Annotated in this window: 14 protein-coding genes and 1 pseudogene; 12 read left to right on the plus strand and 3 right to left on the minus strand. The window is 66.6% G+C overall.

The window, feature by feature from the left end; translation table 11 throughout:
- The 5 genes and pseudogenes from A9X03_RS28295 to A9X03_RS07340 form a co-directional block, all read left to right on the plus strand.
- Positions 1-148 (plus strand): annotated as a pseudogene (locus A9X03_RS28295) (hydroxylase); the annotation flags it as partial.
- 9 nt (positions 149-157) lie between these two features.
- Complete coding sequence (gene bphC / locus A9X03_RS07325) at positions 158-1066, plus strand: biphenyl-2,3-diol 1,2-dioxygenase (protein ID WP_067752569.1); 909 nt, start codon at positions 158-160, stop codon at positions 1064-1066.
- The gene (locus A9X03_RS07330; protein WP_067752572.1) at positions 1063-2529 is read left to right on the plus strand and encodes an FAD-dependent oxidoreductase; all 1467 of its coding nucleotides are present in this window, start codon (positions 1063-1065) and stop codon (positions 2527-2529) included. Before bphC ends, A9X03_RS07330 begins: the two co-directional genes overlap by 4 nt.
- Before the next feature lie 157 nt (positions 2530-2686).
- Complete coding sequence (locus A9X03_RS07335; RefSeq protein ID WP_067752575.1) at positions 2687-3520, plus strand: IclR family transcriptional regulator; 834 nt, start codon at positions 2687-2689, stop codon at positions 3518-3520.
- A complete protein-coding gene (locus A9X03_RS07340; RefSeq protein WP_067752578.1) occupies positions 3517-4446 on the plus strand; it encodes an alpha/beta hydrolase in 930 nt (309 codons plus the stop codon). The genes A9X03_RS07335 and A9X03_RS07340 overlap by 4 nt, the downstream gene beginning before the upstream one ends.
- Here the strand turns inward: A9X03_RS07340 and A9X03_RS07345 are convergent, their stop codons facing one another.
- The gene (locus tag A9X03_RS07345) at positions 4447-5670 is read right to left on the minus strand and encodes an NADH:flavin oxidoreductase (protein WP_067752581.1); all 1224 of its coding nucleotides are present in this window, start codon (positions 5668-5670) and stop codon (positions 4447-4449) included.
- A gap of 102 nt (positions 5671-5772) precedes the next feature.
- Between A9X03_RS07345 and A9X03_RS30100 the strand changes: the two genes are divergently transcribed.
- Positions 5773-6120, plus strand: coding sequence for a hypothetical protein (locus A9X03_RS30100; RefSeq protein WP_067752584.1), 348 nt, complete (start codon positions 5773-5775; stop codon positions 6118-6120).
- A complete protein-coding gene (locus A9X03_RS07355) occupies positions 6113-6751 on the plus strand; it encodes a Dabb family protein (protein ID WP_067752587.1) in 639 nt (212 codons plus the stop codon). Before A9X03_RS30100 ends, A9X03_RS07355 begins: the two co-directional genes overlap by 8 nt.
- 37 nt (positions 6752-6788) lie before the next feature.
- Here the strand turns inward: A9X03_RS07355 and A9X03_RS07360 are convergent, their stop codons facing one another.
- Entirely contained in the window at positions 6789-7676 is an 888-nt protein-coding gene (locus A9X03_RS07360) for an SDR family NAD(P)-dependent oxidoreductase (RefSeq protein WP_067752590.1), read from the minus strand.
- Complete coding sequence (locus A9X03_RS07365; protein WP_067752600.1) at positions 7673-9601, minus strand: NAD(P)/FAD-dependent oxidoreductase; 1929 nt, start codon at positions 9599-9601, stop codon at positions 7673-7675. Before A9X03_RS07365 ends, A9X03_RS07360 begins: the two co-directional genes overlap by 4 nt.
- 101 nt (positions 9602-9702) lie before the next feature.
- Between A9X03_RS07365 and A9X03_RS07370 the strand changes: the two genes are divergently transcribed.
- From A9X03_RS07370 to A9X03_RS07390, 5 genes are read left to right on the plus strand one after another with little or no spacing between them, the layout of a single operon-like run.
- Positions 9703-11313 carry an acyl-CoA synthetase gene (locus A9X03_RS07370; protein ID WP_067752604.1) on the plus strand — a complete coding sequence of 537 codons (1611 nt, stop codon included), beginning with the start codon at positions 9703-9705 and terminating at the stop codon, positions 11311-11313.
- Positions 11314-11328: 15 nt separating this feature from the next.
- Positions 11329-12435, plus strand: a complete 1107-nt coding sequence (locus tag A9X03_RS07375) for a zinc-binding dehydrogenase (protein WP_067752607.1) — start codon at positions 11329-11331, stop codon at positions 12433-12435.
- Positions 12436-12458: 23 nt separating this feature from the next.
- Positions 12459-13877, plus strand: coding sequence for an aldehyde dehydrogenase family protein (locus A9X03_RS07380; RefSeq protein ID WP_067752610.1), 1419 nt, complete (start codon positions 12459-12461; stop codon positions 13875-13877).
- On the plus strand, positions 13874-14650 hold the full coding sequence (locus A9X03_RS07385) for a crotonase/enoyl-CoA hydratase family protein (RefSeq protein WP_067752613.1): 777 nt from the start codon (positions 13874-13876) through the stop codon (positions 14648-14650). Before A9X03_RS07380 ends, A9X03_RS07385 begins: the two co-directional genes overlap by 4 nt.
- Positions 14650-15786: an acyl-CoA dehydrogenase family protein gene (locus A9X03_RS07390; RefSeq protein ID WP_067752635.1), complete on the plus strand. Its 1137-nt coding sequence runs from the start codon at positions 14650-14652 to the stop codon at positions 15784-15786. Before A9X03_RS07385 ends, A9X03_RS07390 begins: the two co-directional genes overlap by 1 nt.
- Positions 15787-15814: the final 28 nt, after the last annotated feature.

Genomic DNA, 15814 nt, shown 5'->3' on the forward strand with positions numbered 1-15814 from the left:
CATGGACAAGCCGCTGCAACGGTATTGGCGCGACGTCCATGTCGGCCAGCTGCACGCCATCCACATGCCTGGAACCATCTACCACGCGTCGGCACTGAGTTCGCTGGGTGTCGATCCGCCCGAGGGCCCCCTGCGGGCTTTGATCTAGGAGAGCACGTTGACCGACCTGAAAAGCCTGGGCTACATCACCATTTCGACGAACGACATCGACCGCTGGCGGCAATTCGCCTTCGGTGTCCTGGGTTTCGCCGAGGGGAATGGTCCCGACCCCGAGGCGCTCTACCTGCGGATGGACGAGCGCGCCGCCCGGCTCATCGTGGTGCCCGGTGAGACCGACCGGGTGCTGACGGTCGGCTGGGAGGTGCGTGACCGCCCGGCGCTGCAACGGGTCAAGGCGACCCTGGACGCCGCAGGGACCCCGTTCAAGCAATTGTCCGCCGACGAGGCCGAGGCCCGCCGCGTGGAAGAGGTCATCACCTTCGAGGACCCGGCGGGCACCACGCTCGAGGTCTTCCACGGTGCGGTGCTCGACCACAGCCCCGTCGTCACCCCGTTCGGCGCGAAATTCGTCACCGGCGACCAGGGCCTGGGCCACGTCGTCGTGCCGGCGACGGACCCGAACGGGCTGTTCGACTTCTACACCGAGGTGCTGGGTTTCCGCGCCCGCGGCGCGTTCCGGGTGCCGCTGCCGAAAGAGTTTGGGCCCGTGCGGGTTCGCTTCCTGGGCATCAACGAACGCCACCACAGCCTGGCGATCGTGCCGGCCGCACATCAGCGCGACCCGCGCCTGGTGCACATCATGGTGGAGGTCGACACCCTCGACGCGGTGGGCCAGGCGCTGGACCGCGTGAACGCCGAGGGCTTCCAGCTGTCCTCCACGCTGGGCCGGCACACGAACGACAAGATGGTGTCGTTCTACGTCCGGGCTCCCGGCGACTGGGACATCGAGTTCGGCACCGACGGCATGCGCGTCGACGAAACCTATTACACCGCAGAGGAAATCACCGCCGACAGCTACTGGGGTCACCAGTGGATCGGCGAAATGCCCGCAGCCATGCGGCTATGACGCCGGATACCGACGTCACGCCGGTCCCGGCCGCGTCGATCACGTCGTGGGACGACGAGGCCGACGTGGTCATCGCCGGCTACGGGGTGGCTGGCGCCGCCGCGGCGGTGGAGGCGGCGCGCTCCGGCGCCGAGGTTCTTGTCCTGGAGCGGACCGGATCCTGGGGCGGGGCGGCGGCGATGGCCGGCGGGTTCATCTACCTCGGCGGCGGCACCCCGCTGCAGAAAGCCTGCGGCTTCGACGATTCCGTCGACAACATGGCGGCCTTCCTCAACGTCGCGATGGGGCCCGGCGCCAACCCGGAGCGGATCGCCGACTACTGCGCCGGCAGCGTGGCCCACTTCGACTGGCTGGTCGGCTGCGGCGTTCCGTTCAAGGCGGAATTCTTCTCCGAACCGGGCTGGGAACCGATGGGTGACCAGGGCCTGATGTACAGCGGCGGCGAAAACGCCTATCCCTTCAACACGATCGCCTCCCCCGCCCCGCGCGGGCACGTCCCGCAGATGTCCAACAAGAAGCAGGGCGAGGCCAGCGCGGGCTACATGCTGATGAAGCCACTCGTCGAGACCGCCACCGCCGCCGGCGCACGCGCACTCTACGACGTGCGGGTGCAACGCCTCATCGTCGAAGCCGACGGCCGGGTGGTCGGGGTCCGGGCGCGCCAGTACGGCAACGACATTGCGGTGCGTGCCCGCAAGGGCGTGGTGCTCGCGACCGGCAGCTTCGCCTACAACGACGCGATGGTGGCCCGCTACGCCCCGCGGATCGCGGGCCGCCCGGCCGCCTCGATCGAGCAGCACGACGGCCAGGCGATCCGGATGGCGCAGGCGCTGGGCGCCGATCTGGCGCACATGGACGCCACCGAGGTCGCGATCTTCATCGACCCTCAGCAACTGGTGCGCGGCATCCTGGTCAACGGCCGCGGTCAGCGCTACGTCGCCGAGGACACCTATCCGGGCCGCATCGGCCAGCTGACGCTCTACCAGCAGGACAACACCGCCTTCCTGATCATCGACGACGACGCCCAGCAAGAGGCGATGGCGTCGTGGTCGCCGAAGTTCATGCTGCGCCCGGCGACCTGGGTGGCCGACACCGTCGCCGACCTGGAACGCGAGATGGGCCTGGCGCCGGGATCCCTGCAGGCGACCGTCGCCGCCTACAACGAGGGCGCGGCCCGCGGCGAGGATCCGCTGCTGCACAAGAAGCCGGAGTGGTTGCGGCCCATCGGTTCCCCGGTCGGCGCGATCGACTTGCGGGAGAACACCGGCGGTTTCACCCTGGGCGGCCTGGCCACCACGCTCGACGCCGAGGTGCTCCACGTCAGCGGCGAACCCATCCCCGGCCTGTTCGCCGCCGGTCGCTGCACCGCCGGCTTGGCCGCCTGGGGCTACGCCAGCGGCATCTCGCTCGGCGACGGCAGCTTCTACGGCCGCCGCGCGGGCCGGTCCGCGGCCAAGGGCTGAGCCGGCCTGCACTGATCCCTACATCTCGCGCCCGACACAGATGTGGCCGGTGGCGCTTTTGGCGTGCCATGTGACAGCGCGCACAAGACTATGGTACAAACTGGGGTATCTCTAATAGTCATATACCAGCCAGATGCAATGGAGCTTTGGAGGACCGATGTCAGCGTCCCTGGAAACAGCAACTCCCACCGCCGTCATCGACCGCGTCTCCTTGGTGCTGGACGCCTTCGAAGGACCGGGACGGCTAACGCTGGCCCAGATCGTGCGTCGCACGGGCCTGCCGCGCTCGTCGGCGCACCGGATGCTCGAGCGGTTGGTTCAGCTGCGCTGGTTACGCCGCAACGGCCGCGACTACGAGCTGGGCATGCGGCTGGTGGAGTTGGGCTCACTGGCCGTGCACCAAGACCGCCTGGTGCGCGCGGCCGCCCCCTTGCTGGGCGAATTGCACCGCGCCACCGGCCTTGTCGTTCATCTAGCGGTGCTGGACGGGCCGGACGTTGTCTACCTCGACAAGATCGGTGACCGACTGATCAACGCGATCCCCACCCGGGTCGGGGGTCGGCAACCCGCGCACTGTACCGCGGTCGGCAAAGCCATCCTGGCCTATGGCGACCAGCAGGCCGACGTTGATCTGCAGGCCCGCAAGACCAAGTTTTCCATTTGCACCGGCTCGCAACTTGCCGCTGAGTTGGCCAAGGTGCGCGCCCACGGCGTCGCCTTCGAGCGCGAGGAGTCGCTGCTCGGTTTTGGCTGCGTGGCGGCCCCCATCGGCAACCCCGGTGAGGCGATTGCCGCGGTGTCGGTATGCGCACCGATGAATCGCATGGTGTTCGATCAGCGACTAACCACCCCGGTCCGCATGACCGCGGTGAACATCTGGCGCAACATCGAAGACGGCGCCCACCGGGTGGCGCCAACGCTGCAAACAATGCGACCGCTGCTGCCCCACCGCCCGATTCCGGCGCCGCAGCCCACCTTGCAGTACGCGTGAACCTCGACCCCCAGGTCGCCGAGCTGATCGAGGGGCTGGACGCGGGCTTTCCGCCGGTGCACACCATGACGGGCGCCCAGGCCAGGGCGGCCATCCGCGAGCGGCTGGTACCGCCCGCCCAGCCCGAGCCGGTCGCCGCAGTCCGAGATCACACCATTTCGGGCACCGGTGCGGACATCCCGCTACGGATCTACCGGCCCCGCGGCCATGCCGACGACGGCGGCCTGCCGATCCTGGTATACGCGCACGGCGGCGGATTCGTGTTTTGCGACCTCGACAGCCACGATGGCCTGTGCCGCAGTCTGGCCAACCTCGTTCCCGCCGTGGTGGTTTCCGTCGGGTACCGGCTGGCTCCAGAAAATCCGTGGCCTGCCGCGGCCGAGGACCTGTACGCCGCCACGCGATGGGCCGCCGACCTCGACGGCGTCGGCCGCCGAGGTTCGCGCGCGGTTGTGGTGGGCGGTGACAGCGCGGGCGGCAACCTGGCCGCCGTCGTGGCGTTGATGGCGCGCGATCGTGGTGGCCCGGCGATTGCCGCGCAGTTGCTGCTCTACCCGATGCTCGCGGCCGGCTTCGACACCGAGTCATATCGACTGTTCGGCAAGGGTTTCTACAATCCGACGGCTGCTCTGCAATGGTATTGGGACCAGTATGTGCCCGCATCCGCCGACCGCGACCATCCTTACGCCTCACCGCTCCGAGCGGACCTACATGGGCTACCGCCCGCGGTGATAGTCACGGCCGGGCACGATCCGCTTCGGGACGAAGCCATCGCCTACGCCGACGCGCTGCAATCCGCGGGGGTAGTCGCCGTGCGGTGCGGCTTCGAAGGTGGCATCCACGGGTTCATGACGATGCCGATGCTCGACATCGCTCACGAAGCCCGGCGGCAGGCGTGCCGCGAGTTGGCCGCGCTGCTGGGGTGATTACCGTGCTGCGTGCTGGGCGGGCTGCTCGTCGATCTTGGCAGGTGGTCCGTAGCGCTGGTCGGGATCGAGCACGCAGTGGGTGCGACCGAAAACGGTGACCATGCACTTGTTGTTGTGGTTGCATCGGCTGCGACTGGCCGGGTCGGCGATCATCTTGTTGACCAGGTCGGGTTCCCGCAGCAGCGCCCGACCCATCGCCACGAAGTCAAATCCCTCCTCTCGTGCGGTCTCGACGTGGTCGCGGCGGGTGATGCCGCCCAGCAGGATCAGTTTGGTGTTGCGCATCACCGGCACGAATTGGCGTGCGGCTTCGAGCATGTAGAGGTCGCTGTACGGGTAGCTGCCCATCACGCGCTTGCCGGCCAGCCTGATGGCAGGCCGTAGCGCAGCCGGCATGACGCGGGCGAATTCGCGCACCGGGACGTCGCCCCGGAACAGGTACATCGGCTTGAAGACGGAGGACCCTTGGGTCAGTTCGAGCGCGTCGAGGGTGCCGTCGGTGTCGAGGAGTTGCGCGGTGCGCAACGCCTCATCGATCCAGATGCTGCCGGGCAGTCCGTCGTCCATATTCAGTTTGGCGATGACGGCGATCCGGCCCCCGGCCATCTCGCGGACGCGTTCGGCGATCTCCCGTGACAGGCGGGAACGGTTGTCGATGGAGCCGCCGTACTCGTCCTTGCGGCGGTTGATGAGTGGGCTCAAAAACGAGCTCGGCAGATACAAGTGTCCGAAATGCAGTTCAACTGCGTCGAATCCGGCATCGATGGCTACCTGGGTTGCCGTGCCGAACTGGTCGATGACGGTTGCTATCTCGTCGCGGGTGATCGCCCGGCAGTAGGCCAACGATGTCGGGTTGACGAACCGGCTCGGCGACAGGGCGGTCACCCCGGTCAGCGCCCTAGGGGCCACCACCCCGGCGTGGCCCAGCTGGGCCGAGATGGCCGCACCCGCCCCATGCACGGCATCGGTAAGTCTGCGCAGGCCGGGCAGCGCCTGCGAGCTCATGACGATCTGACCCGGGGCGCTGGCGCCCTCGGGCGCGACACAGCAGTAGGCCACCGTCGTCATGCCCACTCCCCCGTCGGCGAACGCCCGGTGAAACGCGATGAGATCATCGGTGACCAGCCCCTGGGGCGATCGGCCTTCGGAGGTCGCGGCCTTGATGATCGGGTTGCGCAAGGTGGCCGGACCGAGCTGCACGGGACTGAAGGAAGCGCTCATTCCCCCACCGTGGTGCCCAACCGGATGGGGGGCAATGAGGTCCTCCCGATGGCCGGGACTGAACCTGTCCGGGGGTTGCCCACGATCTGTACGGTCACGCCCATGGCCGACGGTCGGATTTTCGTGATCGACAGGGTGGTGACGCGGCCTGGCTGCGCCCGGAAATTCGTGGAGACCTACCTCGCCGAGTACGCGCCCGGCGCCCGCTCCCGCGGAATGACGCTGCGCGATGTCCTGGTCAGCCCCCCGATCTGGTTCACGGATCGATCCAACACCGTCACCATCACCTGGACCCTGCCCAGCGCCCAGGCATGGTGGGAGATGACCTGGAAGGGCCGCCCCGACCCGACGCTGGGCCAGTGGTGGGACCAGATCGAGGAACTCGTCGCCGAGCGGTCCCGCTCGGTCGCCGCGGCCGCCGACGACGTCGACGGGCTCTGCGGTGTATAACGTCACCCGCCTCCTCGACGTCGCAGACGAACACCGCGACCGGATACTCACGCTGGTGCGCGCGAGCGCTGAGGCGACCGGCGCCCGTCACCGGCTCGTCGAACCGACGCTGCCCGGGGCGCGCAACGGCGGTGACGTCCTAGTCCACTTGAGGTTCGATTCCCCGAGTCAATGGCTCAGCGCCGCAGACGATTTCACCGCGATTTTGGGCGATCCCGCGATCACCCATGTCAACGGGGTCACCTACGGGGGTACTCCAACGCCCAATGGTGGCGGCCCGGGCACGGTCTACCGGGCCTTGCTTTTACGGGTGCTGCCCGACACCGACGTCGACACCGTCGCGCGTTTCGAGGACGAGTTGACCTCGATGCCGTGCTTCATACCGACGATCAGGGCATGGCAGCTCAGCCGGGTCGACGATGCGGTCGGAGCATCACGATGGACCCACGTGTTTGAGCAAGAGTTCAGCGACGTCGATGCGCTGATGGGCCCCTACCTGATGCATCCGATCCACTGGGCGGTCGTGGACCGCTGGTTTGATCCCGAATGCCCCGACGTCATCATCCGAGACCGGGTGTGCCACAGCTTCTGTCGATGCGATCACCCCGTCTTGACCACGTCACCCGCCTAGTCGATCTCGGGCTGATCCGCCCTATCCGCCGCGGGACTCACATCCCGGCGGGCAGGATGTTCGGATTGGCGTTCGCCGGCGGTTCGAGTGGCGGCAGTTCGGTTTTGCCGTCCAGGCTGTGCACCCGCAGCCGCTGTGACCACGGGTAGTGCAAGCTAAACGCGACTAGGCCGGTGCGTTCTGCCGCCGGTAGATGACACATCGCCAGCACGGTTTCGGCCAGATACTCCACCGGCTCGGTCGGAAAGCCCTCCGGGATAAGCGCGGATGCGCCGGGAGTGCGCACAGCGGTCGACGGGCCAACACAATTCACCGCGATGTTCGCGTCGAGCAGCTCGGCGGCCACCCCCTGGGTGAACCGGTGCAGTGCTGCTTTGCACGACGCGTAAATCACGTCGCCGGAGGTCTTGTTGTAATCGCGGTACGGCCGCACCGGTGCCACACCGGTGACCGAGCCGATGTTGACGATCCACCCGCCGCCCAGTTTGCGCATGTGCGGAACCGCGGCCTTGGTCAACACGAAGGGGGTGCGCAGATAGTGCTCGACGGTGCGGTCGAAGGTCTGCAGCGGCATGTCCTCGATGACCGAGTAGTCGGCGAAGCCGGCGTTGTTGACCAAGATGTCGATGCGGCCCGTGCGGTCGAGCACCTGGTCGACCAGGGTCTCGCGCGCCTGGGCGTCTTCGAGGTCGGCAACCACCCCGAAGGCCGACCCGCCGGCATCTTCGATCAGGGCGATGGTCTCCTCGATCGTGCCGGGTAGCGTGCGATCGGACCCGGCGCGCTGCGAGCGCGAGGGCGCGTGAGCGCGCGCCGTCACCGCGACGGTGGCCCCCTCGGCGGCCAGCCGCTGGGCCACCGCACGACCGATGCCGCGGCTGCTGCCTGTTACCAAAGCCGTCCTGCCAGTGAGCAACTCGTTCACCGCAGCGCAAAGTCCTGCTCGATCGGCGCTCGGTGCTGATGCCAGACGTCGACCAGTCGGTACGGGGTGGCCACCACCACCCGGCCCGAACCGGACCGGTAGTAGGTGTGGGCGTTGGGTGTGTGGCACCACACCGTGCCGAGCATCGCCTCGTCGATCGCGGCAACGTAATCTTCGTACGCCTGCTGGGTGACCTCGATCGTGGTGGCGCCGCGCAGTGCCATCAACTGCAAGCATTCGACGATGTAGTGCGCGAGCACCTCCATGGAGAAGTTCGCTCCCGCACCGTGTCCCGGGCTGTAGTTGGGTGCCGACATGATGAACAGGTTGGGAAAGCCGGGCACCGTGCCACCACGGTACGCACGGGGGTTGTCACCCCACTCGTCAGCCAGCTTCTTGCCGCCGCGACCGCGAATGTCCACGGTGGATAAGAAGTCCAGATAGTAGCCGGTCGCGTAGATGATGACGTCGAGGTCGATCTGCCGGCCGTCTTGGGTGACAATGCCTTTCGAGTTGACCTCGGCCGGTTCGCTGGCCTCCACGTCGACATGGTCGCGGGTCAGCGCCGCGTAGTAGCCGCCCGGGTCTCGGATGATCCGCTTGCCGTAGGGTGCGAAGTCCGGGGTGACCTTCTTGGCCAACTCGGTGTCTTTCCCGAAGGTGTCCTCGATGTAGCGCAGGCACATCTGCAAAAGGACGTCATTCGCCGGCGAGATCGACAGGTGGTCCTTGTTCCAGTCCGGGTCTTGCAGGATGATCGGGTAGTTGTTGTCCGCGGTGGCCCAATAGGACTTGAGCCGGTGCCACTTCGCGTAGTAGGGCAGGTTCCGTCCCAGGTAACGCCGGAACGGCGGCACCTCATCTGTCAGCCGCTTACGCGGCGCCACCCAGTGTGGTTGCCGCTGGAACACCGTCAGGTGCTCGACCTGGTCAACGCACGCGTCGACGATCTGTACGGCGGTGCAGCCCGCCCCGATCACAGCCACCTTCTTGCCGGTGAGATCGAGTGAAGAATCCCACAGCGCCGAGTGAATGCTGATGCCCGCGAAAGTGTCTCGACCCTTGACGTCCGGCCACCGCGGGCGGTTGAGGTAACCCGCCGCGGCGACCACAACGCTGGCGTAGCTGATCGTGCGGTGACCCTGGGTGTCTACCGCATGGAGTTGCCATTGGTTGCGTTCCTCGTCCCACCACAACGCCTCGATCTCGGTGCCGAACCGAATGTGGTCGCGCAGCTTGTGTTTATCGGCCAGCGTCACCAAATAGTTCTGATATTCGCCGCCCTGTGGGTAGTAGCTGCTCCAGTCCGGGTTCACCTCCCACGACAGCGAGTAATAGGCCGACGGCGTATCGACACCGATGCCTGGATAGGTGGTGGTCAGCCAGGTGCCGCCGACCTCGTCGTGGCGGTCAAAGATCTCAAACGCCACTCCCTCGGCTGCGGCGGCCAACGCCATGCTGATCCCGGCCAGGCCGGCACCGATGATGGCGATGTTGATCGTCTCGGGGATCGGCACGGTGCGCGGCAGGGTTGGCTGTGACCGCTGGAAGCCGCCCTGTTCGAGCAACAGGTCCACCTGGTCGTCGTCGACCGGCGAACCCAGCGCTACAGGTAGCAGCCGGGCGAAGAAGTCCCGGTCCACGGGTGCCGTCGCGTCGGCGCAACGTGGGCGTCCCAGCGCGTCAACGAGGGCCTCGACCAGCGATTCGGCCGTCTCGGGGTCTGTGACGCCGGCCCGTTCGGGCGGGTCGGCAACATAGGAGATCTTGGGCGCGTAGGTGTCGATCACCGACACGTCGCCGGTAAGCTGCGCCAGCACCGCGAGCAGCACACCCGGGTCAGCCTGACGCAGGTTGGTGCGCAGCTCGTCGGGGTCAGGAGCGGCCGGTCCGGTGGGCGACGTCGATTCGGTAGCGGCGGTCATGCCATCGAGTCTGAGGCCCGCGGTCACCCCGGGCACCGCTGTTGTCTACTCAGCGGGATGCCAGCATCACCGAAGCGGCATCGGGACCTAGTGTTCGTCGCATGCAACCGGCGCACCACGACGAGCGAGTGACACTCGAGCTCGACGCCACGATCGCCCAGGCGCGCAGTCAGTCGCTAGGAGATATTCCCCGCCGGTCAGCCCGCCGACACCCGGACAAAACCGCGATCATCGACGGTGATGTCGTGCTGACCTTCGCCGACTTCGACCAGCTGGTGGACAAAGCCGCAGCCGCGCTGCGCGACAACGGCTTTGCCCCCGGCGATCGCGTGGCGCTGCTGTCCCACAACTGCTGGCAGTTCGCGGTTTTGGCATTCGCGACCGCGCGCGCGGGCGTGGTCCTGGTGCCCATCAATTTCATGCTCACGGCCGAGGAGATCGCCTATATCCTCGGTCATAGCCGGGTCATTGGATTCATCGTCGAATCCGCCCTGGCGACGATAGCCGAAGATGCGATGCGTCTGGGCGGGGCGGTCACGACAAAGATTGCGCTGACGGCCGACGGGGCCATCCCTCCTGCCGGCTGGCACGACTTCGCTCAGTGGCTCACGACGACCACGGCCGCACCGAACCCGCCCATCGGCGATGAGCAACTCGTGCGGCTGATGTACACCAGTGGCACCGAATCACGGCCCAAGGCCGTGATGCACACCAGTCGCAGCCTGATGTGGCAATACGTCAGCACCATTGTGGCCGGTGCGATGTCACCGGACGACGTCGAAATCCACTCACTGCCGCTTTACCACTGTGCGCAGTTGGACAACTTCTTGGCCACCGACCTCTATCTGGGAGCGACCAGCATTATCCTGTCGCGGCCGGACCCCGAATTGGTCCTGCGCACCATCGCGCGGTACGGGGTGACGAATTACTTTGCGCCACCGACGGTGTGGATTTCGCTGCTGCGTTGCCCGATCTTCGACGACGTCGACCTGTCCAGCCTACGCAAGGGCTACTACGGCGCCTCACCGATGCCCGCCGAGGTACTGCACGAAATACGCAGACGGCTGCCGAATCTGAGACTGTGGAACTTCTACGGTCAAACCGAGATGGCGCCGCTGGCCTCGGCGTTGGGACCTGACGAGCAGGACGCGCACGCCGGCGCGGCCGGACGCCCAGTGGTCAATGTCGAAACCACCATCCTCGATGACCACGATTGCCCCGCAGCGCCCGGCATTGTGGGTGAAATCGCCCATCGCAGCCCGCATCTGATGGTCGGCTATCTGGACGACCCTGCTAAAACCGCGGAGGCCTTCCGCGGCGGCTGGTTTCATTCCGGCGACCTGGGTTACTACGACGAGCACGGGCTGTTGCATGTCGTGGACCGCAAGAAAGACATGATAAAGACCGGCGGCGAGAACGTCGCCAGCCGCGAGGTCGAAGAAATTCTCTACCGCCACAACGGGATCCAGGAGGCAGCCGTATTCGGCCTGACGCATCCGGTCTGGGTGGAAGCCGTGGTCGCCGCGGTAGTACCCCGCGACGGGGTCACCCTCACCGAGGACGACGTCGTCGTGCACTGCCGGCAGCACCTCGCGGGCTTCAAGACGCCCAAACGGGTCTTCTTCGTCGAATCACTGCCGAAAAACCCCAGCGGCAAACTTCTCAAGCGGCAATTGCGAGACGCTTTCACCCTCGAATTCACCAGCCAATGAAGGGACCACTCTGCCGTGTTTAAAGGCCGAATCGCGCGATTCGACGAACCGGGTAAGCCGTTCGACATCGAAACGGTGAGCCTCCCGGAGGTGGGGCCCGGTCAGATCCTGATCAAGGTGAGTCGTGCCAACATCTGCGGCTCTGACCTACACGCCTGGCACGGGACGTTCGCTACCGGCGGCCTGGGAGGTCAACTTCCCACCGTGTTGGGCCATGAAATGGTAGGCGCGATCGAAGCGCTCGGCGCTGGGGTCACCACCGATTCTGATGGCGCGCCGCTGACGGAGGGCACGCGAGTGGTCTTTCCCTACTTCTTCTCGTGTCACAAGTGCCGAAACTGCCTTGCGGGCAGGCGCAACGCCTGTCTGAAGCTGACGATGGCCATGCTCGGCCGCGCCGACGAGCCGCCCTATTTCGTGGGTGGCTACGCCGACTACTTCCTGCTGCCCGCCGGGGCGGTGGTCTACACGGTCCCCGATTCGGTATCCGATGACATCGCCGCAGGAGCCAATTGCGCTCTGTCACAGGTCATGTACGGTCTCGAGCGCGTCCATCTGCAGCTCGGCGAATCGGTGGTGGTGCAGGGTGCGGGGGCATTGGGTCTGTATGCAGTGGCGGTGGCCAAAGCACGCGGGGCTGCCCAGGTGATCGCCATCGACGGTGTGGCCGAGCGCCTAGAGCTGGCGACCGCGTTCGGCGCCGACACGGTCATCGACATCAATGACGTCGCGACGGTCAAAGACCGTACCAAGCTCGTGCGACAACTGACTGACGGCCAGGGCGCCGATGTCGTCGTCGAGGTGGTCGGCCACCCCTCGGCTATCGACGAAGGCCTCAAGATGCTGGGCCAGTTCGGCCGCTACGTGGAGATCGGAAACATCAACATTGGCAAGACCTTCGAATTCGATCCGTCCCGTTTTGTCTTCGGCAACAAGATGATGGTCGGGGTCTCGTTGTACGACCCCATCGTGTTGTCGCGGGCGCTGAAGTTTCTCGACCAACATCAGGCGCGGCTTCCGTTGCACCGACTGGCGGCGGCCTGTTACCCGCTCGACGACATCAACGACGCCTTCGCCGCGGCCGAGAGCAAGCGCGACGTTCGCGCGAGCATCGTGCCCTAATGACAGAAAGCAGACCACAACCAATGCATGACTACGCCAGGAAGACATTGTTCATCGGCGGCGAGTGGATCACGCCGGCCGGCGGGGACCTCATCGAGGTAATCGACCCCTCGACAGAACACGTCATCGGCACGGTTCCCGCAGGTACCGAGGCCGACGTCGATGCGGCGGTGTCCGCAGCACGGCGCGCCTTCGACCCGCTGATCAGCGTCGCCGAGCGCCGCCAGCGCGTCGCGGCGGTGATCACCGCCCTGGAAAAGCGTCTGCCCGACATCGCCGAGACGATCACCCGGGAAATGGGTGCGCCGGTGCGCATCGCGCAGACCGTGCAGACCCAGGTCCCGCTGGCGGTGGCTCGCGGATTCGCTGCCGTTCTTGATGGTTTCGAATTCGAAGAACGAGTGGGGAACTCGCTGATCCTGCGCGAACCCTACGGCGTGGTCGGCGCAATCACCCCCTGGAACTATCCGCTGTATCAGGTGGTCGCCAAGGTGGTCCCGGCGATCGCGGCCGGTTGCACGGTGGTTCTCAAACCCAGCAATGAAGCACCGTTGTCGGTGTTCGAGTTCGTCGAGGCCCTCGAGGAGGCCGGCCTGCCCGCCGGTGTGGTGAACCTGGTTTCGGGGCGCGGTGCGCGGATCGGCGAGCGCATCGCCGCCCATCCCGAAATCGACTTCGTCTCGTTCACCGGTTCCACGGGCGTCGGAGCCCGCGTCGGGGAGTTGGCCGGGCGGTCGGTGAAGAAGGTCGCACTTGAACTTGGCGGCAAGTCAGCCAACGTCATCCTCGACGACGCCGACCTGGCGACCGCGGTCAAAGTCGGAGTCGGTAACGCGTTCCTCAACGGTGGCCAGACCTGCATGGCCTGGACACGGATGCTGGTGCCCCAGTCCCGCTACGGCGAGGCCCTGGAACTGATCGAGGCCGCCGTGTCGAAATACACCGTGGGCGATCCACTCGACCCGGCGACCCGAATCGGACCCTCGGCTTCGGCGGGCCAGTTCGAAACCGTGCGGGGTTTCATCGAACGCGGCCAACGCGACGGTGCGCGCCTGCTCACCGGGGGCGCCGAGCCGATCCGCGAGGTCGGCTACTACGTCGCACCTACTGTGTTCGCCGACGTCGACCCGGACTCCGAACTCGGCCAAGAAGAGGTCTTCGGTCCCGTCCTGGCGGTCATCCCGTTTACCGACGAGGCCGACGCCCTGCGCATCGCCAACGGCACCCCATACGGCCTCTCGGGCGCGGTGTGGGCGGCCGACACCGACCGGGCCATCGCCTTTGCGCGCGGCGTGCAGACCGGCCAGCTCGACATCAACGGCGGCAAGTACAACCCGGTGGCACCGTTCGGCGGCTACAAGAAATCCGGCATCGGACGTGAACTCGGCCGCGCCGGATTCGAAGAGTACTTGCAGACCAAGTCCCTGCAGCTGCCGGCATGAGCGGGCCTCTCGACATCGCGACCAGCGGACCCACGCAGGTATGGACGATCGACCTGCCGCACCTCGGCAACGCGATCACCGACAAAGCGTTCATCTCCGCGTTCGAGGCCGCAGTCGATAATGCCAACGCCGACACCGACATTCGTGCGCTGATCCTCACCGGGCGCGGCAAGATCTTCTCCGCCGGCGGCAACGTCAAGGAAATGGCCGACCGAGAGGGCATGTTCGGCCTGGACGCTCGGGCCCAACGGCACGCCTACATCGACGGCATCCAACGTATCCCGCGGGCACTGGCCCGCCTCGAGGTTCCACTGATCGCAGCGGTCAATGGGCCGGCCGTCGGCGCCGGCTGTGATCTGGCGATGATGTGCGACATCCGGGTGGCCTCCGAGCGGGCGTCCTTCGCCGAGAGCTTCGTACAGCTCGGCCTGATCCCCGGCGACGGGGGCGCCTGGTTTCTACCGCGGGCGGTGGGCTACGAGCGCGCCGCCGAGATGACCTTCACCGGTGACCGCATCGACGCTGCGACCGCCCTGCAGTGGGGGATGGTCAGCCGGGTGGTGCCCCACGACGACCTGCTCTCCCACGCGCACGCGCTGGCCGAGCGCATCGTCAAGAACCCGCCGCACGCGCTGCGGATGGCCAAACGGTTGCTGCGGGAATCGCAGACGGCATCACTGGAAACCACCCTGGGGATGGCCGCGGCCATGCAGCCGCTGGCACACCGCGATCCCGAACATGAACGCCGTATCGCCAAGTGGAAGACGACCTGATGGCGCTACCGCGATTGGTGCCCCCGGCTGCCGTGGGCCCCTCGACGCAGGCGCTACGCGCGGAGGTCCGCCAGTTTCTCGCCGACCAACGCGCCGCAGGCGCCTACACCCCGTCGGTGGATGCCTGGCTCACGGGGTGGGACGAGACTTTCACTGCCGCCCTGGCGGCGCGTGGCTGGATCGGTATGACGGTCCCCGTCGAGTACGGCGGACACGGGCGCTCATTTCTGGAACGGTTCGCGGTCACCGAGGAGCTGCTGGCCGCCGGCGCGCCGGTCGCCGCGCACTGGATCGCCGACCGTCAGATCGTGCCTTCGCTGCTGAAATACGGCACCGAACTGCAGAAGTCGCAATTCCTGCCGCGGATCGTACGGGGCGGCTGCTTCTTCGCCATCGGTATGAGCGAGCCCGATTCCGGTTCCGATCTGGCCAGCGTGCGCACCCGCGCCGTGCGTGTGCAGGGCGGTTGGTCGCTGTCGGGCACGAAGGTTTGGACATCGGGCGCCCACCGCGCCCACGCGTTCATCGTTCTTGCCCGCACCGCACCGGTGGATCCAGGCCAGCGCCATGCCGGGCTCAGCCAATTCATCGTCGATTTAAGGGGTTCGGGGGTGCAGGTGCGTCCGATCATTTCGATGAACGGAGCCCATCACTTCAACGAGGTGATCCTCGACCAGGCATTCGTGCCCGACGCCATGGTGTTCGGTGACATCGGTGCCGGCTGGACGCAGGTGACGTCCGAGCTGAGTTTCGAGCGCAGCGGACCCGAACGCTTCCTGTCCACATTCGTTCTGCTCGCAGCGACCACCGCCAACATGGCCAACCAGCGCATTTCGCGAGATGAGAGCCTCGGACGCCTGGTGGCCCGCGTCGCGGGCCTGCACCAGATGTCGACCGCAGTCGCGGGCGCCCTGGAGCGCCATGAGCCCGCTGACGTGGCCGCGGCTGTGGTCAAGGTGCTGGGCACCACCGTCGAAGGTGACATCGCCGACCTCGCTGAGCGGCATGGCGGCGTCGATGCGGCGTCCTCGGAGCTGATAACCGCCGCGGTGGACCAGCGCCCCGGTTTTACCCTGCGTGGCGGAACCAACGAGGTGTTGCGCGGTGTAATTGCCCGCGGATTGGGGATCCGGTGACAACCTCACCGATCGACGCGGCCCCGGT

The organism is Mycobacterium sp. E1715 (assembly GCF_001667625.1).
GTDB lineage: Bacteria > Actinomycetota > Actinomycetes > Mycobacteriales > Mycobacteriaceae > Mycobacterium.